Annotated in this window: 26 protein-coding genes and 1 tRNA gene; 12 read left to right on the top strand and 15 right to left on the bottom strand. The window is 58.1% G+C overall.

The window, feature by feature from the left end:
- Positions 1-286: 286 nt before the first annotated feature.
- From msrQ to ACR0AY_RS16430, 3 genes are all read right to left on the bottom strand, one after another.
- Positions 287-901, bottom strand: coding sequence for a protein-methionine-sulfoxide reductase heme-binding subunit MsrQ (msrQ, locus tag ACR0AY_RS16440; RefSeq protein WP_170425736.1), 615 nt, complete (start codon positions 899-901; stop codon positions 287-289).
- A 4-nt stretch (positions 902-905) separates the two neighbouring features.
- The gene (gene msrP, locus ACR0AY_RS16435; protein WP_170514656.1) at positions 906-1,805 is read right to left on the bottom strand and encodes a protein-methionine-sulfoxide reductase catalytic subunit MsrP; all 900 of its coding nucleotides are present in this window, start codon (positions 1,803-1,805) and stop codon (positions 906-908) included.
- Positions 1,806-1,935: 130 nt separating this feature from the next.
- Entirely contained in the window at positions 1,936-2,475 is a 540-nt protein-coding gene (locus tag ACR0AY_RS16430; RefSeq protein ID WP_170514653.1) for a winged helix-turn-helix transcriptional regulator, read from the bottom strand.
- 40 nt (positions 2,476-2,515) lie between these two features.
- Between ACR0AY_RS16430 and ACR0AY_RS16425 the strand changes: the two genes are divergently transcribed.
- Positions 2,516-2,893 (top strand): VOC family protein, encoded by a 378-nt coding sequence (locus ACR0AY_RS16425; RefSeq protein WP_170398520.1) that lies wholly within the window; start codon positions 2,516-2,518, stop codon positions 2,891-2,893.
- Between the two features lie 72 nt (positions 2,894-2,965).
- On the opposite strand, the gene clpB is transcribed toward ACR0AY_RS16425, so the two are convergent.
- Positions 2,966-5,584 carry an ATP-dependent chaperone ClpB gene (clpB, locus tag ACR0AY_RS16420; RefSeq protein WP_170514650.1) on the bottom strand — a complete coding sequence of 873 codons (2,619 nt, stop codon included), beginning with the start codon at positions 5,582-5,584 and terminating at the stop codon, positions 2,966-2,968.
- 127 nt (positions 5,585-5,711) lie between these two features.
- Positions 5,712-6,032, bottom strand: a complete 321-nt coding sequence (locus tag ACR0AY_RS16415; RefSeq protein WP_170398514.1) for a hypothetical protein — start codon at positions 6,030-6,032, stop codon at positions 5,712-5,714.
- A gap of 141 nt (positions 6,033-6,173) precedes the next feature.
- On the opposite strand from ACR0AY_RS16415, the gene pyrF reads away from it, so the two are divergent.
- On the top strand, positions 6,174-6,878 hold the full coding sequence (gene pyrF / locus ACR0AY_RS16410; RefSeq protein ID WP_170514647.1) for an orotidine-5'-phosphate decarboxylase: 705 nt from the start codon (positions 6,174-6,176) through the stop codon (positions 6,876-6,878).
- 260 nt (positions 6,879-7,138) lie between these two features.
- Here the strand turns inward: pyrF and ACR0AY_RS16405 are convergent, their stop codons facing one another.
- The gene (locus ACR0AY_RS16405; RefSeq protein ID WP_170408240.1) at positions 7,139-7,537 is read right to left on the bottom strand and encodes an NUDIX hydrolase; all 399 of its coding nucleotides are present in this window, start codon (positions 7,535-7,537) and stop codon (positions 7,139-7,141) included.
- Between the two features lie 91 nt (positions 7,538-7,628).
- Between ACR0AY_RS16405 and ACR0AY_RS16400 the strand changes: the two genes are divergently transcribed.
- Positions 7,629-8,882: a DNA polymerase IV gene (locus ACR0AY_RS16400; RefSeq protein WP_170514645.1), complete on the top strand. Its 1,254-nt coding sequence runs from the start codon at positions 7,629-7,631 to the stop codon at positions 8,880-8,882.
- Between the two features lie 2 nt (positions 8,883-8,884).
- Here ACR0AY_RS16400 and ACR0AY_RS16395 read toward each other — a convergent pair whose 3' ends face one another.
- Positions 8,885-9,757: an N-formylglutamate amidohydrolase gene (locus ACR0AY_RS16395; protein ID WP_170514642.1), complete on the bottom strand. Its 873-nt coding sequence runs from the start codon at positions 9,755-9,757 to the stop codon at positions 8,885-8,887.
- Positions 9,758-9,906: 149 nt separating this feature from the next.
- Between ACR0AY_RS16395 and ACR0AY_RS16390 the strand changes: the two genes are divergently transcribed.
- The 8 genes from ACR0AY_RS16390 to ACR0AY_RS16355 all read left to right on the top strand — a co-directional run bounded on the left by ACR0AY_RS16390 (position 9,907) and on the right by ACR0AY_RS16355 (position 14,211).
- Positions 9,907-9,981 (top strand) — tRNA-Val (locus ACR0AY_RS16390).
- Between the two features lie 92 nt (positions 9,982-10,073).
- Entirely contained in the window at positions 10,074-10,199 is a 126-nt protein-coding gene (gene ykgO, locus ACR0AY_RS16385) for a type B 50S ribosomal protein L36 (RefSeq protein ID WP_005648635.1), read from the top strand.
- 186 nt (positions 10,200-10,385) lie between these two features.
- Positions 10,386-10,772: a hypothetical protein gene (locus ACR0AY_RS16380; RefSeq protein ID WP_170398504.1), complete on the top strand. Its 387-nt coding sequence runs from the start codon at positions 10,386-10,388 to the stop codon at positions 10,770-10,772.
- Entirely contained in the window at positions 10,762-11,283 is a 522-nt protein-coding gene (locus ACR0AY_RS16375) for a hypothetical protein (protein ID WP_170514639.1), read from the top strand. Before ACR0AY_RS16380 ends, ACR0AY_RS16375 begins: the two co-directional genes overlap by 11 nt.
- A gap of 20 nt (positions 11,284-11,303) precedes the next feature.
- A complete protein-coding gene (locus ACR0AY_RS16370; protein ID WP_170398500.1) occupies positions 11,304-11,867 on the top strand; it encodes a hypothetical protein in 564 nt (187 codons plus the stop codon).
- Between the two features lie 141 nt (positions 11,868-12,008).
- The gene (locus tag ACR0AY_RS16365) at positions 12,009-13,025 is read left to right on the top strand and encodes a Fe(3+) ABC transporter substrate-binding protein (RefSeq protein WP_480454417.1); all 1,017 of its coding nucleotides are present in this window, start codon (positions 12,009-12,011) and stop codon (positions 13,023-13,025) included.
- A 116-nt stretch (positions 13,026-13,141) separates the two neighbouring features.
- Positions 13,142-13,696: a helix-turn-helix transcriptional regulator gene (locus ACR0AY_RS16360; RefSeq protein ID WP_170514636.1), complete on the top strand. Its 555-nt coding sequence runs from the start codon at positions 13,142-13,144 to the stop codon at positions 13,694-13,696.
- Positions 13,693-14,211: a GNAT family N-acetyltransferase gene (locus ACR0AY_RS16355; RefSeq protein ID WP_170514633.1), complete on the top strand. Its 519-nt coding sequence runs from the start codon at positions 13,693-13,695 to the stop codon at positions 14,209-14,211. Before ACR0AY_RS16360 ends, ACR0AY_RS16355 begins: the two co-directional genes overlap by 4 nt.
- A 153-nt stretch (positions 14,212-14,364) precedes the next feature.
- Here the strand turns inward: ACR0AY_RS16355 and ACR0AY_RS16350 are convergent, their stop codons facing one another.
- The 8 genes from ACR0AY_RS16350 to ACR0AY_RS16315 all read right to left on the bottom strand — a co-directional run bounded on the left by ACR0AY_RS16350 (position 14,365) and on the right by ACR0AY_RS16315 (position 24,440).
- On the bottom strand, positions 14,365-15,609 hold the full coding sequence (locus tag ACR0AY_RS16350) for a molybdopterin molybdotransferase MoeA (protein WP_170514630.1): 1,245 nt from the start codon (positions 15,607-15,609) through the stop codon (positions 14,365-14,367).
- Entirely contained in the window at positions 15,602-16,087 is a 486-nt protein-coding gene (locus tag ACR0AY_RS16345; protein WP_170514628.1) for a plastocyanin/azurin family copper-binding protein, read from the bottom strand. The genes ACR0AY_RS16350 and ACR0AY_RS16345 overlap by 8 nt, the downstream gene beginning before the upstream one ends.
- A gap of 14 nt (positions 16,088-16,101) precedes the next feature.
- Positions 16,102-18,306, bottom strand: coding sequence for a HEAT repeat domain-containing protein (locus tag ACR0AY_RS16340; protein ID WP_480454416.1), 2,205 nt, complete (start codon positions 18,304-18,306; stop codon positions 16,102-16,104).
- Positions 18,307-18,450: 144 nt separating this feature from the next.
- A complete protein-coding gene (locus ACR0AY_RS16335) occupies positions 18,451-21,132 on the bottom strand; it encodes an arsenate reductase (azurin) large subunit (RefSeq protein ID WP_170514622.1) in 2,682 nt (893 codons plus the stop codon).
- 13 nt (positions 21,133-21,145) lie between these two features.
- Entirely contained in the window at positions 21,146-21,715 is a 570-nt protein-coding gene (locus tag ACR0AY_RS16330; protein WP_170514619.1) for an arsenate reductase (azurin) small subunit, read from the bottom strand.
- A 5-nt stretch (positions 21,716-21,720) separates the two neighbouring features.
- Positions 21,721-22,908, bottom strand: a complete 1,188-nt coding sequence (locus ACR0AY_RS16325; protein WP_170514616.1) for a cytochrome c peroxidase — start codon at positions 22,906-22,908, stop codon at positions 21,721-21,723.
- Between the two features lie 11 nt (positions 22,909-22,919).
- Positions 22,920-24,023, bottom strand: coding sequence for a cytochrome-c peroxidase (locus tag ACR0AY_RS16320; RefSeq protein ID WP_480454414.1), 1,104 nt, complete (start codon positions 24,021-24,023; stop codon positions 22,920-22,922).
- A gap of 162 nt (positions 24,024-24,185) precedes the next feature.
- Positions 24,186-24,440 (bottom strand): BolA family protein, encoded by a 255-nt coding sequence (locus ACR0AY_RS16315; protein WP_170398480.1) that lies wholly within the window; start codon positions 24,438-24,440, stop codon positions 24,186-24,188.
- Between the two features lie 107 nt (positions 24,441-24,547).
- Between ACR0AY_RS16315 and ACR0AY_RS16310 the strand changes: the two genes are divergently transcribed.
- Entirely contained in the window at positions 24,548-25,171 is a 624-nt protein-coding gene (locus ACR0AY_RS16310) for a DnaJ domain-containing protein (protein ID WP_170398478.1), read from the top strand.

Here is a 25,171-nt window from a genome sequence, read left to right as displayed (position 1 = left end):
AAAAACCTCAGATGCCCCCAGTCTCTCCCGAGCGTCTCCGCAGCTTCCACCGCGTCCCAGCACCTCAGCAGCGCCGGTGAAGGGCGTTCTAAGTATATCGCCCAAAAGCCGCAAGTGGAAAAATCAAAAAACCGCAAAAAAACGCAAAAGCAGAATTTTATATTGCTAAAACAAATGGTTACGAAGAGCATCCAGCCATTCAACCCGGAAGTCGCGGACACAGACCATCGCAAATCAGCGCCATGGATATGTTATTCACACTGTTACCCACAGACTCGCCTGCGAGTCAGGCTGAATCGGCTTGCCTAAACCGGATCAGGAATGATGTGACCGGCAGGCGCATGACCAGAAGGCCCAGAATAATAGCCAGGTAGACCAATGGCTCGATCTGAAACCCCTTCGCCAGCATCACATAATGAAGCGCGCCCAGAATTGCTGCCGGGTAGACCAGACGATGCAATTTGCGCCAACGAGGCCCCAAACGGCGAACCGCCCAGTTGTTGGACGTGATTGCAAGCGGCAGTAACAGTACAAAGGCAGCCATGCCCACCGTGATATAGGGCCGCTTGATAATGTCCGCCCAGATTTGGCTGGGAATCTGAACATCCAGAACCAGCCAGATCAACAGGTGCAATGCGACATAGGAAAATGTCAGTACACCTATCGCGCGGCGGAACTTCATCAGATTTAGGCCAGCGAAGCGACGCAAGGGCGAAATCGCGAGACCCAAAATCAGAAGCTGCAGCGCCAGTTCGCCAAACTCGTGCTCGAGCGCCTCGATCGGCTCGACCCCGAGACCCCCGGTCATGCCCTGATAAAACAACCAGGGCGCAGGCAGCGCGCCCAGCAGATATACAGCCCAATTGGGAAGCCGTCGCAAGAGGTCGTTGAGCCGCCGCATCATCTCAGTAGTTCTTCGCCAGATCCATGCCTTCGTAAAGGCTGGCGACCTCATCTTCATATCCGTTGAACATCAGCGTCGGGATTCGCTTGGCAAACAGACCTCCGCCGATTTGACGTTCCGAGGCCTGCGACCATCGGGGGTGATCCACATTGGGGTTCACATTGCTGTAGAACCCATATTCCCTAGGACCTGCCATGTTCCAACTTGTCGGAGGCTGGGTATCCGTCAAGGTAATCCGCACGATCGATTTGATCGATTTGAAGCCGTATTTCCACGGTACCACCAATCGCAAAGGCGCGCCGTTCTGGTTCGGGATGTCGCTGCCGTAGATCCCAGTAGCCATAATGGTCAGCGGATGCATCGCCTCATCCAAACGCAGCCCTTCGCGATATGGCCAGTCTAGTACCGGATACGCCACACCCGGCATCTCATCGGGACGATAGGCGGTCTCAAACGCCACGTATTTCGCGCCGTCCTGAACGCCAGCCATGCCGAGTAGATCTGCCAGTTCAAACCCGTTCCAAGGTATCACCATCGACCAGGCCTCAACACAGCGGAACCGATAGATTCGCTCCTCAACAGTCATTTCAGACATGATGTCTTTGAAATCATATTCACCAGGGCGGTCGACCAGACCGTCGATGGTTACACTCCAGGGCTCGGTTACCAGTGTGTGTGCATATTTCGCAGGATCATCCTTGCGTGTCCCGAACTCATAATAATTGTTGTAGGAAGTAATCTCTTCCCAGGTATTCGGTTCAAGCGCCTCGGCCGCCGCTGGCCGCGCCAGACTCGCCAGCCCGACACCCGCAAAACCGGCCATGACCTGTCGCCGGTTCAGAAACGCCGCCCTTGGGGTGACGTCCGCATGCGTCAGTTTGTTGGTCCAGCGATGCGCCATTTGGTTCTCCGTTATCCATTAACCTCGAAACTGAGGTAAGGTCTGATAGCACAGAGCCAAGGAAACAGGCGTCACGATTGAGCGAACAGATTGTAACGAAAATTAGGTGGCTTGGGCGCGAGGATAACGGTCACCCGATGTTCAAGCCGACAACACGGTTTATTTCGCACCCAAGATTGACCGCCTGATAGGTCGGAAAAGGCAGCCGGGCCGAAGTTTCGATATCGCGTCGCACCCAGTCCTGCTCCTCTAATTGCTTGAGCGAGGATGACAATGCGCGATCAGTGATCACCTGAAGATCAGACCTGAGCCTTGAAAAGCGCCGCGGTTGGCGGGTCAACGCCAGAATAGGGACCGTCCAGCTACGACGCAGTAGCTTCAATTCGGTATCATGCGGCACCAAGGCCACGATTTCTGCCGCTACAGCCGCCGCCTGAACCCCGGCTTTGGTCAAACGGAATTCAGGGCGCAAAGGGTGGCCGTGGCCCGGGTTCCGTTCAAGCAAGCCAAGGCTGACCAGATGCTCAAGACTTGCCGCAAATGACGTCCGGCTTGCCCCGGTCGCGGCGTGCAATGGGGCCTGCCTGCCCGGAACCCCCTGGTGCAGCTGCGCAAGAATGTTCAGCGACCAGGCCCGAGAGGTAAGCTTGACAAGTAATTTAATGTCCATAAAGTATAGTTACTTTATTTTAGGACAAAAGGAAAGTTCCATGGCCCTCGTTTCCTTAGAAAACACCATCACTCTCGCCATTTCGGTCAAAGATCGCCACGCCAGTGCGCGCTGGTATAATGACAAGCTCGGGTTTGAGTTGATCCATCATATTGATGAGGCGGGTTGGAGCGAGATGCTCACCAAAACCGAAGGCGTGACCCTTGGTTTGGGCGAGCAGGCAGAACCAGCGCCCGGAAACACCGTTCCGGTCTTTGGTGTTGCTGATATCGCAAGCGCACGCGATGCTTTGGAAGGGGCCGGAGTTCGGTTTGACGGCGAAACCGAGACGATTGAGGGGATGGTCAGCACTGCCACATTTTACGACCCGGACGGCAACGCAATGATGCTGGCGCAGGATCTGACCGGGCAGGTCTGAACGCTCTTAGTCGCAATACAAGCCACCAAAAAAAGACCCGCCTGGATGGCGGGTCTCTTCATTACCTGAGATTTAATGCACGACTGCATCATCCGGGCGCGGACGCTCGGACGTTCCCAGCCGATCGCCGATGATCAAACCATCGGTTCCGGCGGTCACCGGAACGGTCTCACCATCCTTTATCTCACCGGCCAGCAGTGCTTCGGCCAACGGGTTCTGCAGGGCGCGTTGGATCACGCGTTTCAATGGGCGGGCACCGAAGACCGGATCATAGCCTTCATTGGCCAGCCATTCCTTCGCGCCATCGTCCAGTGCCAGCTCGATCTTGCGGGCAGCCAGACGTTTCTGCAGACGTGCCATCTGGATATCGACGATGCCATCCATATCGGCCCGTTTGAGCCGGTCAAAGATGATGGTTTCGTCCAGACGGTTCAGGAATTCAGGCCGGAAATGAGCCCGGACCGCGTCCATGACATCCCGCCGCGCTTGCGCACTGTCAGCCCCTTCGGGCAACTGGCTGAGTGCCTGAGACCCAAGGTTCGACGTCAGGATGATCAGCGTCTGCTTGAAGTCGACGGTACGACCCTGACCATCGGTCAGGACGCCATCGTCTAGGACCTGCAGCAGCACGTTGAACACATCCGGGTGTGCCTTTTCGACCTCGTCAAACAGCACGACCTGATAGGGTCTGCGCCGCACGGCTTCGGTCAGCACACCGCCTTCATCATAGCCGACATAGCCTGGAGGGGCACCGATCAGGCGGGCGACCGCGTGTTTCTCCATGAACTCGGACATGTCGATACGCACCATCGCGTTGTCGTCGTCGAACAGGAAGTTCGCCACGGCCTTGGTCAGCTCGGTCTTACCCACGCCGGTCGGCCCGAGGAACAGGAACGAGCCCAGCGGGCGCCCTTCGTCGTTCAGACCGGCACGCGCACGGCGCACGGCGTTGGCAACGGCAGTGACCGCCGCATCCTGACCGATCACGCGGGAATGCAGATCGTCTTCCATCCGCAGCAGTTTCTCACGCTCGCCTTCCAGCATTTTCGAGGTCGGGATACCGGTCCAGCGTTCGACCACCGACGCAATCTGTTCTGGGCGCACCGTTTCCTCGGCCATCATGGCGTTGCTTTCGGCGTTTTCAGCCTCGGTCAGCTTTTTCTCAAGGTCAGGGATGACACCGTAGGACAGCTCACCCGCTTTGGCGAGGTTCCCTTCGCGCTTCGCGATTTCCAGATCAGCGCGAGCTTTGTCGAGCTGTTCCTTAAGATCACGGGCACCCGCGAGCTTGTCACGTTCTGCCTGCCACTGAGCAGTCATCTCGGCGGATTGCTCCTGCAGGTCGGCCAAATCCTTTTGCAAGGTTTCCAGACGATCCTTCGAGGCCGCGTCATCTTCAAGCTTCAGCGCCTCTTCCTCGATCTGCATTTGCAGGATCTGACGATCCAGCTGATCGAGTTCCTCGGGCTTGGAATCCACCTCCATCCGCAAACGCGAAGCCGCTTCATCGACAAGGTCGATGGCTTTGTCAGGCAGGAAGCGGTCGGTGATGTAGCGATGCGACAGGGTCGCCGCCGACACGAGCGCCGAGTCCGAGATGCGCACACCGTGGTGCAGCTCGTACTTTTCCTTGATACCGCGCAGGATGCTGATCGTGTCCTCAACTGTCGGCTCAGTGACCATCACCGGCTGGAACCGGCGGGCGAGGGCTGCGTCTTTCTCGACGTATTTGCGGTACTCATCCAGCGTCGTCGCGCCGATACAATGCAACTCACCCCGGGCAAGCGCAGGCTTGATCAGGTTGGCGGCATCCATCGCACCGTCGGATTTACCTGCACCTACCAGCGTGTGCATCTCGTCGATGAACAGTATGATCTCACCGGCGGCTTCGGTAACTTCGGTCAGAACAGCCTTCAGTCGTTCTTCGAACTCACCGCGATATTTAGCACCGGCGATCAGCGCACCCATGTCGAGCGCGAGAAGCTTCTTGTCCTTCAATGATTCCGGCACATCACCATTGACGATGCGCAGGGCCATGCCCTCGGCAATCGCGGTCTTACCGACGCCGGGTTCACCAATCAGTACCGGATTGTTCTTGGTGCGGCGCGACAGAACCTGCATCGAACGGCGGATTTCCTCATCCCGCCCGATGATCGGGTCGATCTTGCCTTCGGCTGCAGCCTCGGTCAGGTCGCGCGCATATTTTTTAAGCGCGTCGTAGCCTTCTTCCGCCGATGCGGTGTCAGCAGTGCGGCCCTTGCGGATATCGTTGATCGCTTCGTTCAGTTTCTGGGCCGATACAGCACCGGCCTCCAAAGCCTCTTTGGCTTTGGATTTCACCATACACAGCGCCATCAGAACGCGTTCAACCGGCACAAAGCTGTCGCCCGCCTTGGTGGCGAGCTTCTCTGCCTCGTCCAAAACCTTGGCGGTCTGGCCGTCCATATAGATCTGGCTCGCGTCGCCGCTGACCTTCGGGATTTTGCCCATGGCCGCGTCCAACGCCTCAACCACGCGGTTCGGTGCGCCGCCAGCGCGTGTGATCAGGTTGCTGGCCAGCCCCTGATCGTCGTCCATCAATGCTTTCAAGATATGTGTGGGCTCCAGCCTTTGGTGCCCCTCGCGCAGCGCAATGGTCTGCGCGGCTTGCACGAAACCCCGTGCCCGCTCGGTGAACTTGTTCAAGTCCATAGCATTCTCCTTTTCTTAAGCGCCCCGTATTGATGCGCCCGCTTGGCGGCACGCGTCGGTCTGGGCCTCACATTCAATTTGGGAAATGTCTTTTCCCATTCAAGGGGCTAGAGCATATAAATCGGCGTCATCCGCGCGGAATCGAGTAGACGGAATAACCGCCAGTTTCTCCCATCAATTCAGCGTTATACATTTCGACCAAAGACTGCTCGGCACTGCTGCCTGTGGGGCATGAAACCAGATCAGCCGTATGATCGAGGAAGTTGCCGGTATAGGCTGTTTCCCCGGTCAATTGACACCAGTCGTCTTCCGATCGGTACCCACGCACTAACAGAAGATTGTCATTGGTTGGAGCCGGCGCGACACCGGTTTCGGGCGGATCGCTTTGAGGCGCGTCTTCGCATGCGGCCAACATCAGTGCCGCGCCAAGTACAATTACCTTTTTCATCGTTTCTATCCCTGTTCTGAACGTCGGCACTTTAGCACATTGCGCAAAATAATGAGTGAACTGCGTCACCTCGGGCTTCACACATGGACAGATCGCCCTGAACCCGTTAGGACGCAAACGTTTGCCAAAAAGGAGCGCCCCATGTCCGATGACCGCCTTATCGTAGCCCTCGACGTCCCAAACGCCCTGCAGGGTCTAGCCATGGCCGAGCGGCTGGGCGACTCGGTTTCGTTCTATAAGATCGGGCTGGGTATGTTGACTGGCGGCGGTCTGGCATTGGCCAACGAGTTGAAACAGGATCACGGAAAGCGCATTTTCTTGGACATGAAGCTGTTCGATATCGGCAACACTGTAGAAAATGCAGTGCGTGGGTTGGCTCAGTTCGATCTGGACTTCTTGACGGTGCATGGTGATCCGCATGTCGTACGCGCCGCAAAGGAGGGCGCTGCAGGCAAGGACATGAAAATTCTGGCGGTAACCGTCCTGACATCACTGAACAGGGACGATCTGGATGCAAGCCTTCTGAAAGCGGGTGACGTGCAGGACCTCGTTGTAGAACGCGCGGCCAAGGCTTTCGAGGCCGGAGCTGATGGCGTCATCGCCAGCCCTCAGGAAGCCGCGCTAATCCGCGCCCTGCCCCAATCCGAAGGTCGTTTGATTGTAACCCCTGGGGTACGCCCTGCTGGCGCAGCTTTGGGCGACCAAAAGCGGGTCGCAACCCCGGCCAGTGCAATCGGCGATGGGGCCGATCATATCGTCGTGGGTCGCCCGATTTATCAGGCGGATGATCCCAAAGCCGCCGCACAAGCAGTTTTGAGCGAGTTAAATTCATTGACTCACCATTAGGCGAAAAGCCAAAAATTGCGGAAGGAACGGTGCTCAAGCAATTGACGTTAGGTCAATTTTTCGCGCCACCGCGCCAAATCGTCCCTGTGCCCGAAAACACACATGAAAAACATGAGTTTTATGGCGTTCGGCTTGTGGCTATCGAAAAACGCCATTTTCGGCGATTCTACACGCAAGACACTCCCCAACGGGCCATCTCTTCTTCCTGAGGCTCGTTACCTCCCCCCGCAGGCGCGGGGGGTTTTCTTTCGAAGTCCCGTTCAAAGCTGCGCCGTTTCCGACAAATAATCCCGAAGGCGATCTGCAAAATTTGGAATGGCCAACGGATTCGACAGATAATCCTGCGGACAAATCAGCCTCCACCCCTGCCCTTCGTCCCCAAAACGGATCAGACCAACATCTTCCGGCGGGCGCAGGGCGACGTAGAACCAGCTTTGACCATATTGCCGTGACCAGACAAGATCGGTTGCGCACAGGCGCAGCCCAACCTCTTCATCTGTTTCACGCAACGCGCATTCGATCGGTGTTTCGCCTGACTTTTTCCCGCCGCCTGGAAAATCGAGATGACCTGGAAACGGAATGTCTGATCGATCATCTCTTAGAATGACCAGCAGCTTGCGCCCCAGAAACAACGCTATTTTTGCGCCGGCGAAGTCCATCGGTACTCTTTTTATCCTTATCCATTCGCGATACTTATTAACCTATCGAATGTCTTGATCAATCCGCCGCTGGCCGGAAAGAAACTACATCATGCCCGCCATCTGTCGCGACTGCCTGAAGGAAATTAAGCAAGGGCCGCGCTGCCCAACTTGCAGTAGCCCGAGGGTCAAATCGCACCTAGAGCTGTTTGACCTGACGATCGCGCATATGGATTGCGATGCTTTTTATGCTTCGGTCGAAAAGCGCGACAATCCCGAACTTGCCGACAAGCCTGTGATCATTGGCGGCGGCAAGCGCGGGGTGGTATCAACTGCATGTTACGTGGCCCGCGTTCGCGGGGTACGTTCAGCCATGCCAATGTTCAAGGCGCTTCAACTATGCCCCGAAGCGGTGGTGATCAAACCGCGTATGTCGGTCTATGCCAGCGTCTCGCGCGAGATACGCACCATGATGGACGAGTTGACACCTGATGTTGAACCACTGTCGCTGGATGAGGCGTTCATGGACCTATCCGGCACCGAGCGGCTGCATGGTGCACCGCCAGCGGTCATGCTTGCGCGTCTGGTCAAGAGGATGAAAGATGAGCTGGGCCTGACGGGATCGATTGGCTTGAGCCATAACAAGTTTCTGGCCAAGGTGGCCTCGGATCTCGACAAGCCTCGGGGTTTTTCAGTGATCGGCAAGGCCGAGACGGCTGATTTCCTGCATGACCGGCCGGTGCGATTAATCTGGGGAATTGGTCCGGCGGCGCAGGAATCTCTGAATCGCGCAGGGATTCGCACATTTGCTGATCTTCTGCGCTGGGATCAGGAGGCGCTGACCGCGCGGTTCGGATCAATGGGCTACCGTCTGTGGCATCTGGCGCGAGGGCAGGACAAACGGCGCGTATCGGCCCATGAGCCGATGAAGTCGATCAGTAATGAGACCACTTTTTTCGAGGATACCGCCAGTCTTGAAATTCTGGACGGGCATCTGTGGCGTATGTCTGAAAAGGTAGCCGACCGGGCCAAAGCCAAGGGATTGGCTGGGCGAGTGGTGACGCTGAAGCTGAAACAGGCCAACCACAAGATCATCACCCGGCGGATATCACTACGCGATGCGACTCAGATAGCGGATCGGATTTATCGCACCGCTCGTGGGCTATTTGATCAGGTTGGCGATCAGGGTCCCTATCGCCTTTTGGGATGCGGCCTGTCTGACCTGTGTTCAGAGGATCAGGCCGATATCTCGGGCGACCTTCTGGATCCCGGTGCAGAACGCCGATCACAGGCCGAACGTGCGACGGACGAAATCCGGCGCCGTTTCGGCAGTGATGCAATCGTAAAAGGTCGTGCGCTGCGCTAGGTCTATTCGGCGGCAAGTGACATTGGATCGGACCCGATACTGGTGATCTGCGCGGTGACCTGCCGCAACACATCACGCAACGCCTCAAAGTTGCCGTTCGGCTGGATCGTTTCCTCGTTCATATAAAGTGACCGATCGATCTCGATTTGAACCGCATGCTGATGGCGGGCAGGTCGACCATAGGTCTGGGTGACGTAGGCCCCAGCAAAAGGCGTGTTGCGCGCCACATTCAGACCCGCGTCGGCAAAAGCGGCCTCGATCTGATCAACGATCACACCTGAAGCGGCCGCACCGAACCGATCGCCCAAAACGATTTCCGGTCGGGCCCGGCGCGAGCCGCCGGCCAGCGCCACCGCCTCGTGCGGCATCGAGTGGCAATCGATCAGAATGGCCTGCCCAAACATCTGATGCGATTCCGCCAGCAGAGATTTCAGACGAGTATGGTATGGACGCCAATAGGTATCGATCCGCAGGCGCGCCTCATCCATAGTCAGCTTGCCGCTGTAGATCGCCCTGCCGTTGGCGACCACGCGGGGAATCACCCCGAGGCCCGAGGTAACCCGCGGATTATGTCCGTGACGACGCGCACCCTGTATCAAAGCGGGGTCCAATTCATCCGAATTGCGATTCAGGTCCAGATAGGCGCGCGGCATGGCCGCGGCGAGCAGCGGTGCACCGAATTCAGCGACTGAGGAAAAAAGCTGATCGACATACGCATCCTCGGAGGACCGAATCATATTGCGGTTCAAAACAGACCGCTTCAACAAAGACTCGGGATAGGTCCGACCGCTATGGGGCGAGGCAAATACCACGCAGGACGTACGCGTTGCGGGCATATCCAGAATATAGGCTGCATTGGTGGCGGCGTCGGGCATGGGCTCTCCGTTGTTCGCACTCAACATAGACCGTAAAATAGTTCTGCCAAACCCCTTGATCCCCCCAACGACTCCTTTTATAGACCCCGCTACCGGCGCGGGGTTCCGCGCCCCATTTCGTTATGGGGCAGGTCACGCAACGGTTTCATGGGCGGTTAGCTCAGCGGTAGAGCACTTCGTTGACATCGAAGGGGTCACAAGTTCGATCCTTGTACCGCCCACCATGAATTCATTGCTCTGGTCTTTCCGGGGCACCCGATTAACCCAGGCGCTGGCCACGTCTTTGATGAAGGCGCCGCAGATTGGAGACAGACCCATGAAGGTCAAGAACTCGCTCCGCTCGCTCAAGAACCGGCACCGTGATTGCCGGGTTGTGCGTCGCAAAGGCCGCGTCTACGTGATCAACAAGACGCAGCGCAAGTTCAAAGCTCGCCAGGGCTAAGGGCTGCACGAACCTAATAAAAAAAACCGCGCTTTCGAGCGCGGTTTTTTTATGCCCTGCTTCTAGCGCCCTTTCGTGTCGGCGGAAGTGCCGGAAATCGCTCCGAAAGTCCGGTTCTGAGATTTAGTATTGTTATGAGACGGTCTCGTGCTACGCTTTCCCTGTTTTTTATGACGGGAGGTCGGGTTGGCCAACGATGATCTGGATACGCTATTAGGAACAACCCTGACCGAGATGGTGGCCGATATAGGCCGAAGCGTGGCCCAAGCCGCCGAACAGCTTAGTCTGGATCAGTTGAACGCGCTGAAGAACTATCCTCAGGAACTGCGCGAGATGGGCATTCCGCCAGTCTTTTACCACATGCAGGATGTCGATGTAGAATTGAAGGTCGTCATGGAGATGACCAGTACCACAGAAGAAGGCAAACGCGGGATCATTGGCGCGTTTCTGTGTGGGCCAAAACTGACGCAGACAGATACGCTCGATGCAAGCAGCGCGTCGACCATGCGGATGCGGTTCGCGCCGGGACCGGTGGATGAAGGTGGTTCTGGTGGAGGGGTCGATGGCGACTAAAAAGGACAAGACCCCCAAAAAACAGCCTATAGATGTGCGCGTCACCGAACTGCCCGAGGCGTTCACCACACTGCTTCAGTCATTGGAAAACCGCCTGACCGCGCTGGAGGCGCGCGAGGTCGTGTTGCTGGAGACGATCCAGGACCTGCAAGACCAGATCGACGATCTGGAAGAAGGAGGCGGTGGCATGCTGATGGGCTCGGGTTCTCCGGTGGTGAACCCAATGGCCGGAGGCCAGAGCGGAATGGAGGTTGAAGACAAAGATACGCAGATCGTGGATGCGCAGGTTTTTTCGCAGGCCCTGGGCGAACAGATCCTTGCAGGATCCGACGGCAGCGACGATTTCACCATCGACAATGTCCAGGTCGAAGCCTTTGTTGGGCTTGGTCGGGATGGCGACAAAGCCCAGTTCGCTACAAACGCGAAGAAACAGGCGGTCAGCCAGAACGCAGCGAAGGTCTCGTTCTCGGTCAAAAGACGGTCCGCAACGAAGATTATTGATAGAGACTGAATTCACAAAGGAGATTGGAAATGAGTATCGGGCAGGAACTGCTAAACGTCCCTTTCGCGGAAATGGTTCAGAAACTGGCGATTTCCGTGGCAGAGTCGCAAACTGAATTGGATAGACATTCGACTGATATCGCCAAATACATGGCGGATCAGAAGATCCAGCTTCCCGATCTATCCAACCCCGATGGTCCCCCAAAGGAATTCAGCCTCGTGTCGATGGGTTTCCTACCCGCGTTCTATGCGGTGCAAGAGGCCGAGATCGAGGTAAAGATGGCGATCTCGATGACCAAACAGACCGAGAAATCAGGCAGCGCATCGGTCAAAGGTGGCTGGGGCCCCGTGGCGGCGCAGGTCAACGCAAGTTATTCCTCGCGCTATGCCTATAATCAGGAAGGCGCAAGTAGGCTGTCAATCAAGCTGGCCCCAGCTGATCCGCCGGTCATGCTGCAGAAATACATGGAAGCGGTAACACAGGCGATGCTGACCAAAGAACCGGTGCTCAGCGACGATCCGGACCCCGAGCCGGCACCGTCACCCGTCCCACCGCAACCCGAAAGAAAACAAAGTAGGCGGCGTCAATCCTGAAGGGGCCGTCCGGCAAGGTAAGTTCAGCGACGTTTTGACCAACTAATTTTGTCGGATTTCCTTGCATCCCACCGAGAATCGTTTAATTGACCAAATCAGTCGGGTTAATTCCCGTCACGATTTTCAATGTTGGGACAAATGATGCTGAAATCCTCTACCTGCTTTGCCGCCACCCTGACGGCCCTGATCGCCACCTCTGCCGCAGCCGAGGGCGAGCTGAACCTGTATTCCTCGCGCCACTACGACACCGACGAACGCCTGTATTCCGACTTCGAAGAGGCCACCGGCATCACCATCAACCGCATCGAAGGCAAGGCCGACGAACTGATCGCACGGATGAAAGCAGAAGGCGCGAATTCGCCTGCTGATGTCCTGCTGACGGTCGACAGCTCGCGCCTGGCCCGTGCCAAGAGCGAAGGCATCCTGCAGCCGGTTGAGAGCGCAATCTTAGAGGAGCGTATTCCGGCAAACCTTCAGGACGAAGACAATCAGTGGTACGGCTTTTCTCAGCGCGCACGGATCATCTTCTTTGACAAGGCTGATGTCGCCAACCCACCCGCAACCTATCTGGCTCTGGCAAAACCGGAGTATAAAGGGCAGATCTGCATTCGCTCGTCCGGCAATATCTATAACCAGACACTATTGTCATCGATCATTGCAAATCACGGCGCGGAGGAAGCCAGGAAATGGGCTGAAGGTGTCGCCGCCAACATGGCACGCGAACCTCAGGGCGGTGACACAGACCAGCTGCGCGGCATCGTGTCAGGCGAGTGCGAGATTGCGGTTGCCAACACATACTATATGGCACGCGCTATGCGCAAAGACGTCAAGGGTCTAAGCGCGGATATCGAGATGATCGGCGTGCAGTTCCCGGCACAGGACGCCGAAGGTGCACATATGAACCTGTCGGGTGCGGGTGTTGCAGCAAACGCGCCGAACAAAGAAAACGCGATTAAGTTCCTTGAGTATCTCGCAAGCGATCAGGCGCAGGTCTACTTCTCGAACGGAAACGATGAATACCCCGCTGTCGAAGGCGTCGCGCTGGCTGAGAACGTGGCCGCTCTGGGGGAATTCAAAGCGGATGAGGTGAACCTCTCAGAGGCCGCCAAAAACATCCCCGAGGCACAGAAAATCTATAACGAAGTTGGCTGGAAGTAATCCAGTCCGATACCCGAGCAGCAAAAGGGCGCAGATTTCTGCGCCCTTTTTCTATTGTGTTTGAGGTAAAGCAAGGCAATAATCCCATATTCGTAACTGATTCCCATATGTGAGCCATGCTCGACACACTATCAAACCGCCTCGCTAAGCGTCTGAACGAGCTGCGCCAGGGTCATGGCTGGTCGCTTGAGCAGTTGGCAGACCAAAGTGGGATCAGCCGGGCGACACTGTCGCGAATGGAAAACGGTGATGTCAGCCCTACCGCTGAAACGCTTGGCCGTTTATGCGCGGCATACGGCCTGCCCATGTCACGCCTGCTGATGATGGTCGAAGACAGTTTCGATCCCAAAGTACCTTTCGAGAAGCAGCCTGAATGGTATGAGCCCGAAAGCGGGTTTACTCGCCGTTCGGTTTCACCACCGGCGACCGGCCTCAGTGGGGAAGTAATGGAAGGTCATTTGCCCCCAGGTACTGTCATCACCTACGATACTCCGCCCAAGCCGGGACAGGAGCACCACCTGATCCTACTTGATGGAGGGCTAACGTTGACAGTGGACGGGATTGCCCATGCGCTCAGCGGCGGCGACTGCCTTCGCTATCACCTGTCGGGGCCAACGCAGTTCGAAACCGGACCCAAACGCGGTGCGCGCTATCTTTTGGTGCTGATATGATTACGCGATTGCCACAGGAATATTTCGACGAAGCGCTTGAGGATCTGACCGATATCCTGCACCGCTGTGTCCATACCGGCGCCAGTATCGGGTTCGTCCTTCCTTTTTCGCGGGACGATGCCCGCGCCTATTGGCGGGACAGGGTGCAGCCCGAACTCCGCGCGGAGACACTCGATCTGTTTGTCGCATATGGTGACGGACGCATTCTGGGCACGGTGCAACTGATCCCCGCCGCAATGCCAAACCAGCCGCATCGCGCGGATGTTGCAAAGCTGCTGGTTCATCCGCAGGCTCGCCGTCGCGGTTTGGGTCGGTCGCTGATGGAGGCACTGCATGAGCGAGCTCGGGAATTGAAACGTACAATGCTGGTGCTGGACACCCGTAGCAGCGATCCTTCACGCTTGCTGTATCAGTCGATGGGTTTTCAGATTGCCGGAGAGATCCCGAACTATTGCCGAAACCCGTTTGAGGATCTGCTGGAGCCGACCACTTACATGTTCAAGGACGTCACCTAGCTGCCCGTCGCGCGCACATTCGCGACAGAGCATTCGGCGATCCCCAAAGGTCCCGACATAGGTCGGCACCAAAGGCCTACAGCCGCGTGTTATCGACAGCAAAGGGCGCTCGTTGACCAAAGAATTTGATACCTAAAGCGCATCGGGATCCATCTAGAATCGAAGGAAATCCAGAGCTTCTCCGGCTGGCAGCTTCTCAGTTTCTGCCGGAATAATTACCAGACCATCGGCCTGTGCAAGAAGGGCAACGCGCCCGCTGTAAGACTCGGCCATCAGGCGCAATCGCGGTGCGCCATTCGGTGTACATCCGTCGATGCTTACCGGGCGGTACTCACGCCGCCCCGCGCGGCGTTGAAGAGGTTCTGCCAAAACCGCCTGCTCGGGGGTGCGTTTGTTCCGATGCAGACCGGCACGGCGTTCCATCATCCGCGCACCAATGATCTGCCACGTCACAAAGGCCGAAACCGGATTTCCCGGCAGGCCCACATAAAGCGCATCACCCCGACAACCGAACATGATCGGCTTGCCGGGTTTCATCGCCACTTTCATCACCTCGGTTTCGCCACCGATTTCACTGAACAGGCGCGGCATGTGGTCTTCGTCCCCGACCGAAACACCGCCCGTGGTGATAATCAGGTCCGAGCTATTACAGGCCTCCCTCAAGACCTGCTTCAGCAGCACCGGATCATCTTCGACCGGGCCTCGGTCGGCTAGTTCGATCCAGGGTTTATCCAGCAAAGCCAAAAGCATGTACCGGTTCGAGTTGTAGATCTGTCCGGGGCCAAGCGCTTCACCCGGCTGGCGCAGCTCGCTGCCGGTCGAAAAGATCGTGACCTTGAGCTTGCGATAAACCTTCACCTCGCCATAACCAGCCGAGGCCAACGCGGCGGCCTCACGCGCAGTAATTTCACACCCGCGCCGCAGGATCGGGGCACCAGCTTTCAAATCCTCGCCCGCGCGACGGATATGCTGACCGGATTTTGGACGGCGGTTGAACCGGATGCGATCGGACTGAAACTCACAGTCTTCCTGCATTAATACCGCATCGAACTCGGACGGCACCGGCGCTCCTGTGAATATACGCAAGGCACTGCCATCCGGCGCATCGTGTGCGCCGCTATCGCCAGCAGCTATGCGGCCGCCAACCGGTAGTTCGAACACGGGCCCCTCGCCCAGATCGCCGCTGCGAACGGCATAGCCGTCCATGGCCGAATTATCGAAGGCGGGCATGTCTACCTTGCTGGCGCAATCCTCGGCCAATATCCGGCCAATGGCCTGCACCAGCGGCAGTGTTTCGATATCCGTGATGGGGTTGGCCACGGACAAACCGCGCCTCAGGGCGTCATCTACGGTCAGGTACATATGAGCATGGTGGTCGCAGGCACATCCATCAGCCATTTTGGGCCTCCATATACGCAAAGAGCTCTTCGAAACCGACCCGCTCGGCCTCTCCAAGTTTAGGTAGATAGGCCTTGGCTTCTTCGAGATTCGAGCTTGGATCACCAACTACCAGCAGCATGACCATTCCGTGACGCCCATGAACGCGGCAACGGATGCCGTAGACTCCCTCTTTCTCGAAAGTCAGATCCAGTTCGGGTTTGCCCCGAATCTCGAAGACGCGCGCGCCCACGGGTATCATTCGAGGAATGGCAGTGACCGTGTGCCGCCCGGTCGAGCCTTTGAAACGCACAGTCGCCCCAGCGGGAACCTGCAGGAGTTTGGGTTCGAACCGAAATGCATGCGCCGGAGTGTCGGCGTTCAGGTCGATGACCTGATGAACTACGGCAACCTCGGGGATCTCCTCGGCCAGTGCGACACTACCAAAAGCCATTGCCCCCGTTAGAATCGCCGCGCCTAGTTTCAGCGAAATCGCCATCTATCCCTCCGGTTTCAGACCGCCCGGTAGGGGTCTCCCAACAGGTCGGCCAAAGCGCTGATCAACACCGGCCACTGGGCGCGGCGATTCTCGTCGCGCAATCCGGCCAACAATTCGCGCCCAATGGGCACCAAGGCAGGGGTGCTGTCATTGACATAGGTCACGATCCGTTGCTCAGGATTGGCCAGAAGGAAGGGTACGATGGCCGCACCTGCCTGATCCGGGGCCGTTTCAGACAAAAGCCGCATCGCCGCCTGCCGTACCGGGGCCGAGACATCGTCCAGCAAGCTGCGCGCCACATCGGCCGTCCCGTCCCAGCGGGTCAGAATCTGCATGGCGTCGATACGAAAGGCAGTATCTCCGGTTTTCAGCATAGCCCGCAATTTGCCCCGCAGCGCATCCTGCGGTGGCAGGTCAGCCTGTTGCAGCAGGTTCAGCGCCTGCAGGGACAGATTGGCATCGGTATGCGAAAGCCCCTGTGTGATCAGCTCGATCAAATGCGACTGGTTCAGTTCGGACCCGTTGCGCGCGACCGACAAGCCCAGTGCCGCCAGCGCCTGCGCAGCGATCTCGGTCTCGGGGTCCTGCGCGATCTGCGCCAGCATGATCTGCATACCTGTGACGTCGCCCAGCAGGCGGATGGCCGAAATGCGGGTCTCACGCTCCAAGGCTTCGGCATTGTCATCCAACGCCACGCGGCGGCGTTTGGGATGGCGGGTGGCCTTGACCAACAATGCCTGCTCGCGTGGCGTCAGGGGGTGCAGGTCATCATCCTCGGCCTCTTTCTTCATCTCTGCCGCGATAGCGTCATGGCCAAGGATCGCGCCGAGGCTGGAGGTAGGGCCGTTTTCACCACCGTCGGATACATCCAGCCCTGCCTCTTCCAGCGCGGCGATGTCGGTTTGCGGGGCCTCTTCCTCGTGCGCGTCTTCGACCACGCTCATCGGGGCTAGCGCGAAGGACAGCAGCAATTCGCGGCCCTGCTGCTGGTTCACATGCGGGCGGTCGGTGTCAGTAACAATCATCGCCAGCGAGGCCACGGCCTTCAGCCGCACCGACCGGAAGGGCGCGCGGCAGGCGCGTTGCAGCCATTCTGCCGCCTCGCGCAGGGGCGAGGTCGCCAGCGCGTCGACGATGGCCCATTGGATACGCTCGGCCTTGAGGTCGTCCGCCTCGACCGAGAACAGCGCGTTCAGCCGATCTGCCACCAGTTGCGGGGCCAACGCCGCCAGCAGGCCCAGCGCCTGCGCCGAGACCTCAGGCTGTTGTCCGGTTGCGAGGAAATCCAGCACCTGCCAGCGCAGGTCGTCTTGATCAACGATAGGCTGGCTGCGGTCCAGCCGGTCGATCAGCGCCAGTTGCACCTTGGCGCCGGGGTCGCGCATCATGCGGTCCAGCAGTTCGGGTTCGGAAAGGCCGGACTGGTTCAGCGCTGCGATGCGGATATCCTCGACCGCATCTGTCAGGGCCTGTTCGACCAGCGCCGGGTCGTTCGGCATCAGCGCCTCATATGCGATCAGACGCACGGCCCCGTCCTTGTCGGTAGTGGCTTTGCGCAAGATGGCTTCGGCCTCGGCTCCACCGATCCCGGCCAGCGTGCGCAGAGCGCGGTGAGGCAGACGGCGGTTCGAGGATTGGGCGAACACACCCAAGGTCGGCACGGACGGCGTACCGATCTGGCCCAGCGCTTCGCAGGCCACATCCCCCAGTTCCTGCCCGTCTTCGTCCATCAGGGCCATGACAATGGGTTCAATCGCAGCCGCATCGCCCATGCGACCCAACGCTTTGATCGCCGCGATCTGAGTATCCAGCCAGTCGTCCCATTCATCCTGATGCAGCTCGTCCTCGTCCCACGTGATATCCTCGCCGCGTCCAGTGACGAGGGTGCGCAGGTACGGCGTGGCGTCCTTGGCGTTCAGCTGTGCCAAGGCGGTGACGCAGGCCAGTTTCACCTCACCGCAGGGATCATGGATCAAGTTTTCCAGCAGTTGCGGCGCGGCCTCCTGCACGCCCAGCGCGCCCAGCGCTTGGGCTGCGTCTTGCCGGACGTCTTCGTCATCATCCAACAGCGCCTCGATCAAGGCCGGGCTGTTACTGGCCCCAATGGCGGCCAGGGCCTGAATGGCGCGCAGGCGGATCACGTCATAATCAGATTTTGCGTAGTCGGAGAACAGGCTGGTGGCCTCGTCACGCAGGGCGGTATCGGAATGCATGTTCATATCAGGTCTGCCATGTTTTGCGTTGGGACGGGTTGGGTGAATGTGGAAGACAGGTTTCCCAACCGAAGCCTGCCTTCCAGGTGGTCCCTTCTGCAGTGGGACCGGACCCGAGGGGCGGCATGGCGTCCGCCCCCCGGAAAAGCGTCAGGCGATATCGCGCGGCGCGAAGGACATCGTGCGGAACGAGGTCTTGTAGGGGCTCGGCCCCAGCTTGCGGACCTTGGCAACGCCCATCTTGTAGTTGTAGTTGCCGCTGATCCAGTCGACGATCCGGCCCTCAAGCGCGTTGGCGGGCTGCTGCATGTGCAGGAAGTCCATGTAAACGACGCTTTTCTTTATGGCGGGCGTAACCATTGCCACGGCGGTGATCGCCGCTTTGGTCAGTTCGATATGCCCGTTCTCCATCAGTTTCGAGAACTGGAAGTCGTCGCCTTCCACACCCAGCAAAGTGTGCTTGTTGCCCGGAACACGTTCCGAGTAAACCATCACGTAATCACCGCTTTCGATGCCACGCTCGGCCGCATCGTCGGGGTGAATCTCGACCCAGTTTTCCGGCCAGCGCTGCACGATATAGGGGCGGCGGCGGTCGTCGAAACCGGACTGCCAGCGTTCGTTGATCCGACCGGATGTGGCCCACAACTCGCCTTCGTTCTTGTTGGGTTTCAGCCATTCCCAGTAATCCGAGAACAGGCCCCACGGCGATTTCTGGATGTTGCACTTGCCGGTCTGGCTGTTGAAGTGCGTCAGCTTCTTGTTGAATACATCCGCACCAGCCGCACCGGTATCAGGCAGCGTGCGGGTTGTGTCATGCAGACGCTTGGTTTCAATCAGCGTGACACCGTCGGCATCCAGCATGACCGGGCATTGCACACCATCGGTGCCGAATTCTCGGACCTTCTGGTGCAGACCCTTGCCCTCTTTCTTGGCCAGACGGTAGACCGCGTGGAAGTCCTTGCGCGACCCGCGCGTAAAGCGCACGGCCTCTTCGGCAACCTCGTTCGAGTTCTGCCAGTCGAACCCGTCAAAGCCCATCCGCTGTGCCAGTTGCGCAATGATCCACCAGTCGGGCTTGGCCGCACCGGGCGCATCATAGAACTTCTGATAAAGGCGCAGGCGGCGTTCGCCATTGGCGCGCAGAAAGTCCTCTTCGCCCCAGGTCGCTGCAGGGAACACGATGTCGGCATAGCGGTTGCCGATCGGATCCTGCAGATAGATGTCCTGGTTGATCATCACCATGCCACCGCTGTCGGCGCGGGCCTTCAGCGTGTCGATCATTTCTTGCTTGTCGAAAGACGCAATCTGATGCGGGTTGCGGACGGTCAGTTCCTCGAACTTGTCAGCCAACTGTTGCGAACCACACATCGCCTGAATCCATGTTGTGCCGATCACATGGGCCATACGGGTATGACCTGCGATCAGATACCGGTCGGTATCCATGGCGCGGCGACGGCGACCGGGCAGCTTCTCGGGCGATTTGTTGCGCGGGTATTTCCCGCCCTTCACGCCGCCCCGCTGATGCCCACCGGCCCGGCCAATTACCTGACCCGGACGACCGCCACAGCCACAGATGATGCCCAGCGCGGAGATCGCCTGTGTGTTGCCGGTGTTGTTCGACCAGTAGAACCCTTTCTCGATCATGACCGAGGTTTTGGGCCGGGTGCCATCCGCCTTGGGTTTGGCCAGCCATTCGGCGGCAGTATAGATTTTCTGCACGTCGATTTCGGCCTTAGCAGCAGCGGTTTCAGGCGCGAATTCGTCCTGCGACAGCAGCCACTCTTTCCAATCCTCGAAGCCTTGGGTCTGGAACTTGCCCCAGGTCGTACGCCACTGCCATGGCGTGTTCCTTGTGCCCTGACCGAAGCCGGACGAGCTTTCCCACTTGTTGTTGACCCATTTCTTGATCCAGTCGCTGTCTTCCCAGCCATTTTCCACGATGACGCGGGCGATGGCGTTGACGACCAGAAGGTCGGTGCCGGGCAGAACGTCGATATGCAGGCCACCCATCTTTTCAGCATGGGCCACACCGGCAGACCGGCGCGGGATCAGATAGATCTCTTTCTGACCGTTCTGCATCCCCTTCATCATCCACTGGGTATAGAGGATAGTCTTAGTCTCATACGGGTCGGTGCCGCAGACCAGAAGGGTTTCCGCATCGCGCCAGTCCTCATACGACGGGCCGAAATTGTCGAAACCCGCATCCCGGAAACCGGGGGTCGAGGTGACATCGGACGGCGTGTCATGGAAGGTAAAGTTCGCGGTGTTGATATGGCGCAGCGCGTATTTCGAGATCGCATAGGTGTTCTCGATATACTGATAGCTGAAGGTTTTTACGCCATAGGCATTGGTACCGTGCTTGGCGATCACGTGGTTGCCCACCTCAGCCGCAACATCCAGCGCCAGATCCCACGGAACCGGCATCAAGGTGCCATAGATCCGCATCAGCGGCGTCTTAAGGCGGTCGCGTGTTGGCGTCTGAGGGTTATAGCATTTCTGCGCGATACATCCGCCCCGCAAGGAACTGTCGCCTTCGGTGTTGACGTATTGCGTGTCCTTGTCAGGGATGATCACCACGTGGTGCGGATGACCTTTGTGCAGTACGATATTGTGCTGGTTCGGCGCGACCCAGGCACCCAACGGTGCAACGGGGAAATCCTCGCCAAAGGCGTTCTCGTCCGCAGTTGGGCCACCGGGTTTGGCCGTCACGGGCCAGCGGTAGACTTTGTAACCACAAGCCACGATGCAGTAGTCGCAGGCGGTCGAGATGACCTCGGCTCCTTTGGGCGGCAGCGGGACGTTGGTTTCGGGTACGTAATACGGGGTTGCCATGATTCCGCTTCCCTTATGCAATGAGGTTGTCGTAACGGCCGTAGATCAGGCCGAACATGCCAACGGCGTAGATATCGTCACCATCCAGCTCCAAAAGGACCTGCGGCAGCGACTGATAGGCCTGCCCCGAGACGAGGATGCCGTGCCGTGTCACGTCATAGGTGGACAGGTGCAACGGGCACGGGCCCAGCACCTTATGTTCAGGCTTGTAGCTGTCATACATCGACCCGCCCTGATGGGTGCAGGTGAGGTTGAAGGCCACAACGTCTTTTTGCGGACCGATGCCGCCGCCGCTTTCCTCGCCGGTCTTGACCAGGATCGAGTCCGAATAGTCGCCCTCATCCGGGTAGTAGAACTCGACCGGCACATCCTGTTCCAACTCGGAAAGTTTGCCGATCAGCTTGCGCGGATAGGTCGATACCAAAGCGGGCACCTGTTCCGCCTGGCCATGGCGGGTGGGCATGGTCACCATCACGGCAAAGGTGGTGGCACCCGAGGCGAACAGGAACTGGCGGCGGTTCACGGTGCAGGCCTTTTTGGCCTCGCCCGAACAGCTGCATCCGGTTGCGTTATGATCTGTCATGACGCTTACTCCTCTGCTGCAACCGCAGGAAGCGGCTGGTAGTCCGGCAGTTCGGGTTCCTCGATCAGGATTTCCTCGCCGGACAGGGATTTCAGGAAGGCCACCAGATCCGCCTTTTCCTGATCATTCAGGCCAAGGGGTTGGATCAGCGGGGATTTGTTTTCAGCGAACTCATTCTCGCCGCCGCCCTGGTTGTAGTACTCGACCACATCCTCAAGCGTCTCCAACATGCCATTGTGCATGTAGGGTTCGGTATAGAGGGTGTAGCGCAGGCTGGGCGTGCGGAACTTGCCCTTGTCGGCCTTTTCCTTGGTGCGGAAATAGAAGCCGGGGTCGTCCTTGGTGTGGCGATACATCTCTTCGGTCGAGCCTTTGGCATATAGCTCATACCGGAAGGTGACCTGCGCCAGACCATCGTCCTGCCAACCATCATAGGCGGGTACGCCGGTGTTGTAGTATTTCTCATCCGACAGCAGCGCGCCGTTGTGGCATTCGGAACATTGCGCCTTGCCGGTGAACAGTTCCAGCCCGCGTTTTTGTTCGTCGGTTAGCGCCGCATCATCCCCGCGCAGATAGTTGTCGAAGGGCGTGTCGGTCTGAACGATGGTCCGTTCAAACGCTGCGATGGCGCGCCATGCGTTGCTGATGCGCGGCCATTGATCGCCGAAGACATCGTTAAAGCGTTCGACATATTCGGGGACAAAGGCCAGACGGGCCTCCATCATGTCAGCCTCACCGTTGCCGGCGACCGCACCGCCTGCGGCGGATTTGGCCTGGTTCTCAAGGCTTTTCGAGGAACCTGCCCAGAACAGCTTGCCGTAATAGGCCGAGTTCACGATGGTCTGGCTGTTGCGCCAGTGGGTCGTGCCCGGATAGCCGAACGAGATCGGTGCCTCGACGTCCCAGCCGACATCCGGCATGTGGCAGGCCGAACAGGGCGTCGACGGATTCCCGCCAAGACGGGCATCAAAGAACAGCATCTTGCCCAGTTCGATCTTGGCGTCGGTTTGCGGGTTGTCCAGCGGGATCGGCGGCTCGCCCAGCGCCACCAGCGGCGAGTCTACATCGGGGTCTGCGCCACCGATGCCGGCCTCAATCTCGATGCTGGTTTCCGCAATCGCCTGTGCACCTAGGACGGCAAACAGGGCAGCGGTGGCGATTGTGCCTGAAAGGTAAGACTTTAGGTCTTTCATGGGTCCACTCCTCAGTTTGTCGCGTCTTGCCAGTTTTCGATCGGCGCATAATCCGTATTGATGTCCTCGGCGACAAAGTCCGGGCCGGTCAGCGGCTCACCAGACAGCGCCTTAAGGAAGGCCACCAGCTGTGCTTGTTCGGTCTCGTTGAGGCCAAGCGGCTTGATGCGCGGATCCTTGTTTTCATCTTCGCCACCACCGGCGTTGTAGAAGGCCACCACATCCTCGAGCGTCGCAATCGAGCCGTTATGCATAAATGGCGCGGTATAGGTCAGCTCACGCAGCGTGGGTGTCATGAACGTGCCGAATGTATCGGCGGTGTGAGTGCGGATATACGCACCGGGGTCGGCGCGCAGGTTCATGTAATTCTCGACGCCGAGGAACTTCATCATGGTCACAAAGGTGATGTGACGTTCCGGGGTCGCCCAGATATCGGGGTTGTCGCCCACGCCGATATTGTGCGGCAGATCATCCGTGAACCGCTCGCCCGAGTGGCAGGAATTGCAGCCGCTGGCATTGAACAGCTCATAGCCCGCCTTGGCGTCTTCCGACATCTCGCCGGTATCGAACGGCGCGCCGCGCGAAATCAGCGTTTTCAAATACTCCGGGATGGCGTTACGGACCCCGCCGTTCGACGGCTCGCCAAATCCGGCGGCTTCGAACATCTCGACATAAACCGGATCTTGCTTGATGCGTTCCTGCATCAAACGCATATCCATGTTCATCGAGTATGTCTCGGTGATGCTTTCGCGGGTCGCGTCGTTGAGGTTGGTGCCAATGCGACCGTCATGGAACCACGCGGCGCGCTTGGCGCTGTTAATCAGCGTCGGCACGTTGCGGAAATGCAGGCTGCCGGCATAGGCATCCGATAGGGCCCGCCCGTCGGTAAAGCCGTTTTCCGGCTGGTGGCAGCTGGCGCAGGACAGTTCGGTGTCGCCAGACAGGCGCGGGTCAAAAAACAAACGTTTGCCAAGTGCCGCCTTGGCTTGGTCGAACTCAATGGCTTCTACCGGGCCCGGCTGTTCCGCCTGGGCATGGTGAACCGGGAACGCAACAACAACCGACAGCAATGAAACTGTCGACAGTGCCGAGAACCACGTTCTGGCTTTGGTCATCATCTAAAAAGCCCTCATTATCCGCAAATCTGATCGCTCCGGTTAACCGGAGATCGACGAGGCGAATATTAGAGGGTCATGTATCGCGATGCCTTGATCGAGATTAAATCCGCAGAGAATTGGCGACGTAATCGTCGCTTATCTGAACCAAGGCCGCGACTGTCAGACGTCGATATCCAGAGCAAGCGCATGGATACGGGGGACTATATCCCCCAATGCCGTATGTACTGCGCGATGGCGGGCAACGCGGGATTGCCCCTCGAAAGCCGCAGAACGAATAAGGACGTTGAAATGACTTTCACCGCCCTCCTGATATCCAGCGTGACCACGATGGCTCTCGCTGTCGTCAACCACCTCCAGCTCACGCGGGTTAAATGCTGCCTGCAATCGTTCACGGATTTCGTCGGTCACGCTCATTTTTATGCTCAACGGCAAATAAATTGCCGTCCCCCTCTTCTACTTTCGGCTGCTTAGATTAAACTGCTGCCTCCGAGTCGAAAAGATGCCTTCGTGAGGTTGTGCAGATGGTAAAGTCAGATCCCTTCGGATTCGATATGTCCGTGTCGAGCGCTAAGAAAAAGAAGCCGCGCGGCCGTCGGGGTATGTCAGGTGCGTCCGAAACTTCGGTGCGAATCTGTGATCATGAGGGCTGTGAAGAACCCGGTAAGTTTCGCGCGCCCAAAGCTCCGGACGTGCTGGATGATTTTTTCTGGTTCTGCCAGCAACATGTGCGCGAATATAACCAGAAATGGAATTTCTTCGACGGCACCACCGAGGCCGAACTAAACGCGCAGCGTTCGAAGGACAAAGTGTGGGAGCGTGAGACCAAACCGATGGGCGACCCTGAGGCCCGTGCCTGGGCACGTCTGGGGATCGAGGACCCGCATCAGGTTCTAGGCGAAAACGCCACCAAAAATCCCGGCCGCGCCAATTCCGGCGGTCGACGCCTGCCACCGACCGAGCGCCGCGCGATTGAGATCCTCGAAGCGCAAGATAGCTGGTCGAAGGCAGAGATTCGCAAAGCCTACAAGAAGCTGATCAAAGTGCTGCACCCGGATATGAACGGTGGTGACCGATCTCAGGAAGAGCAGTTGCAAGAGGTCGTCTGGGCCTGGGATCAGATCAAGGACAGCCGCAGCTTCAAGTAG

The organism is Ruegeria sp. A5 (assembly GCF_056543005.1).
The sequence above is the reverse complement of the archived record's forward strand: the minus strand, read 5'-3'. Positions and strand labels throughout refer to the sequence as shown.

Bases quoted from the DNA above. Each gene is read 5' to 3' on its own strand.
- msrQ (WP_170425736.1), bottom strand. From the start codon at position 901: ATGCGGCGGCTCAACGACCTCTTGCGACGGCTTCCCAATTGGGCTGTA.
- msrP (WP_170514656.1), bottom strand. From the start codon at position 1,805: ATGGCGCATCGCTGGACCAACAAACTGACGCATGCGGACGTCACCCCA.
- ACR0AY_RS16430 (WP_170514653.1), bottom strand. From the start codon at position 2,475: ATGGACATTAAATTACTTGTCAAGCTTACCTCTCGGGCCTGGTCGCTG.
- ACR0AY_RS16425 (WP_170398520.1), top strand. From the start codon at position 2,516: ATGGCCCTCGTTTCCTTAGAAAACACCATCACTCTCGCCATTTCGGTC.
- clpB (WP_170514650.1), bottom strand. From the start codon at position 5,584: ATGGACTTGAACAAGTTCACCGAGCGGGCACGGGGTTTCGTGCAAGCC.
- ACR0AY_RS16415 (WP_170398514.1), bottom strand. From the start codon at position 6,032: ATGAAAAAGGTAATTGTACTTGGCGCGGCACTGATGTTGGCCGCATGC.
- pyrF (WP_170514647.1), top strand. From the start codon at position 6,174: ATGTCCGATGACCGCCTTATCGTAGCCCTCGACGTCCCAAACGCCCTG.
- ACR0AY_RS16405 (WP_170408240.1), bottom strand. From the start codon at position 7,537: ATGGACTTCGCCGGCGCAAAAATAGCGTTGTTTCTGGGGCGCAAGCTG.
- ACR0AY_RS16400 (WP_170514645.1), top strand. From the start codon at position 7,629: ATGCCCGCCATCTGTCGCGACTGCCTGAAGGAAATTAAGCAAGGGCCG.
- ACR0AY_RS16395 (WP_170514642.1), bottom strand. From the start codon at position 9,757: ATGCCCGACGCCGCCACCAATGCAGCCTATATTCTGGATATGCCCGCA.
- ykgO (WP_005648635.1), top strand. From the start codon at position 10,074: ATGAAGGTCAAGAACTCGCTCCGCTCGCTCAAGAACCGGCACCGTGAT.
- ACR0AY_RS16375 (WP_170514639.1), top strand. From the start codon at position 10,762: ATGGCGACTAAAAAGGACAAGACCCCCAAAAAACAGCCTATAGATGTG.
- ACR0AY_RS16370 (WP_170398500.1), top strand. From the start codon at position 11,304: ATGAGTATCGGGCAGGAACTGCTAAACGTCCCTTTCGCGGAAATGGTT.
- ACR0AY_RS16365 (WP_480454417.1), top strand. From the start codon at position 12,009: ATGCTGAAATCCTCTACCTGCTTTGCCGCCACCCTGACGGCCCTGATC.
- ACR0AY_RS16360 (WP_170514636.1), top strand. From the start codon at position 13,142: ATGCTCGACACACTATCAAACCGCCTCGCTAAGCGTCTGAACGAGCTG.
- ACR0AY_RS16355 (WP_170514633.1), top strand. From the start codon at position 13,693: ATGATTACGCGATTGCCACAGGAATATTTCGACGAAGCGCTTGAGGAT.
- ACR0AY_RS16350 (WP_170514630.1), bottom strand. From the start codon at position 15,609: ATGGCTGATGGATGTGCCTGCGACCACCATGCTCATATGTACCTGACC.
- ACR0AY_RS16345 (WP_170514628.1), bottom strand. From the start codon at position 16,087: ATGGCGATTTCGCTGAAACTAGGCGCGGCGATTCTAACGGGGGCAATG.
- ACR0AY_RS16340 (WP_480454416.1), bottom strand. From the start codon at position 18,306: ATGAACATGCATTCCGATACCGCCCTGCGTGACGAGGCCACCAGCCTG.
- ACR0AY_RS16335 (WP_170514622.1), bottom strand. From the start codon at position 21,132: ATGGCAACCCCGTATTACGTACCCGAAACCAACGTCCCGCTGCCGCCC.
- ACR0AY_RS16330 (WP_170514619.1), bottom strand. From the start codon at position 21,715: ATGACAGATCATAACGCAACCGGATGCAGCTGTTCGGGCGAGGCCAAA.
- ACR0AY_RS16325 (WP_170514616.1), bottom strand. From the start codon at position 22,908: ATGAAAGACCTAAAGTCTTACCTTTCAGGCACAATCGCCACCGCTGCC.
- ACR0AY_RS16320 (WP_480454414.1), bottom strand. From the start codon at position 24,023: ATGACCAAAGCCAGAACGTGGTTCTCGGCACTGTCGACAGTTTCATTG.
- ACR0AY_RS16315 (WP_170398480.1), bottom strand. From the start codon at position 24,440: ATGAGCGTGACCGACGAAATCCGTGAACGATTGCAGGCAGCATTTAAC.
- ACR0AY_RS16310 (WP_170398478.1), top strand. From the start codon at position 24,548: ATGGTAAAGTCAGATCCCTTCGGATTCGATATGTCCGTGTCGAGCGCT.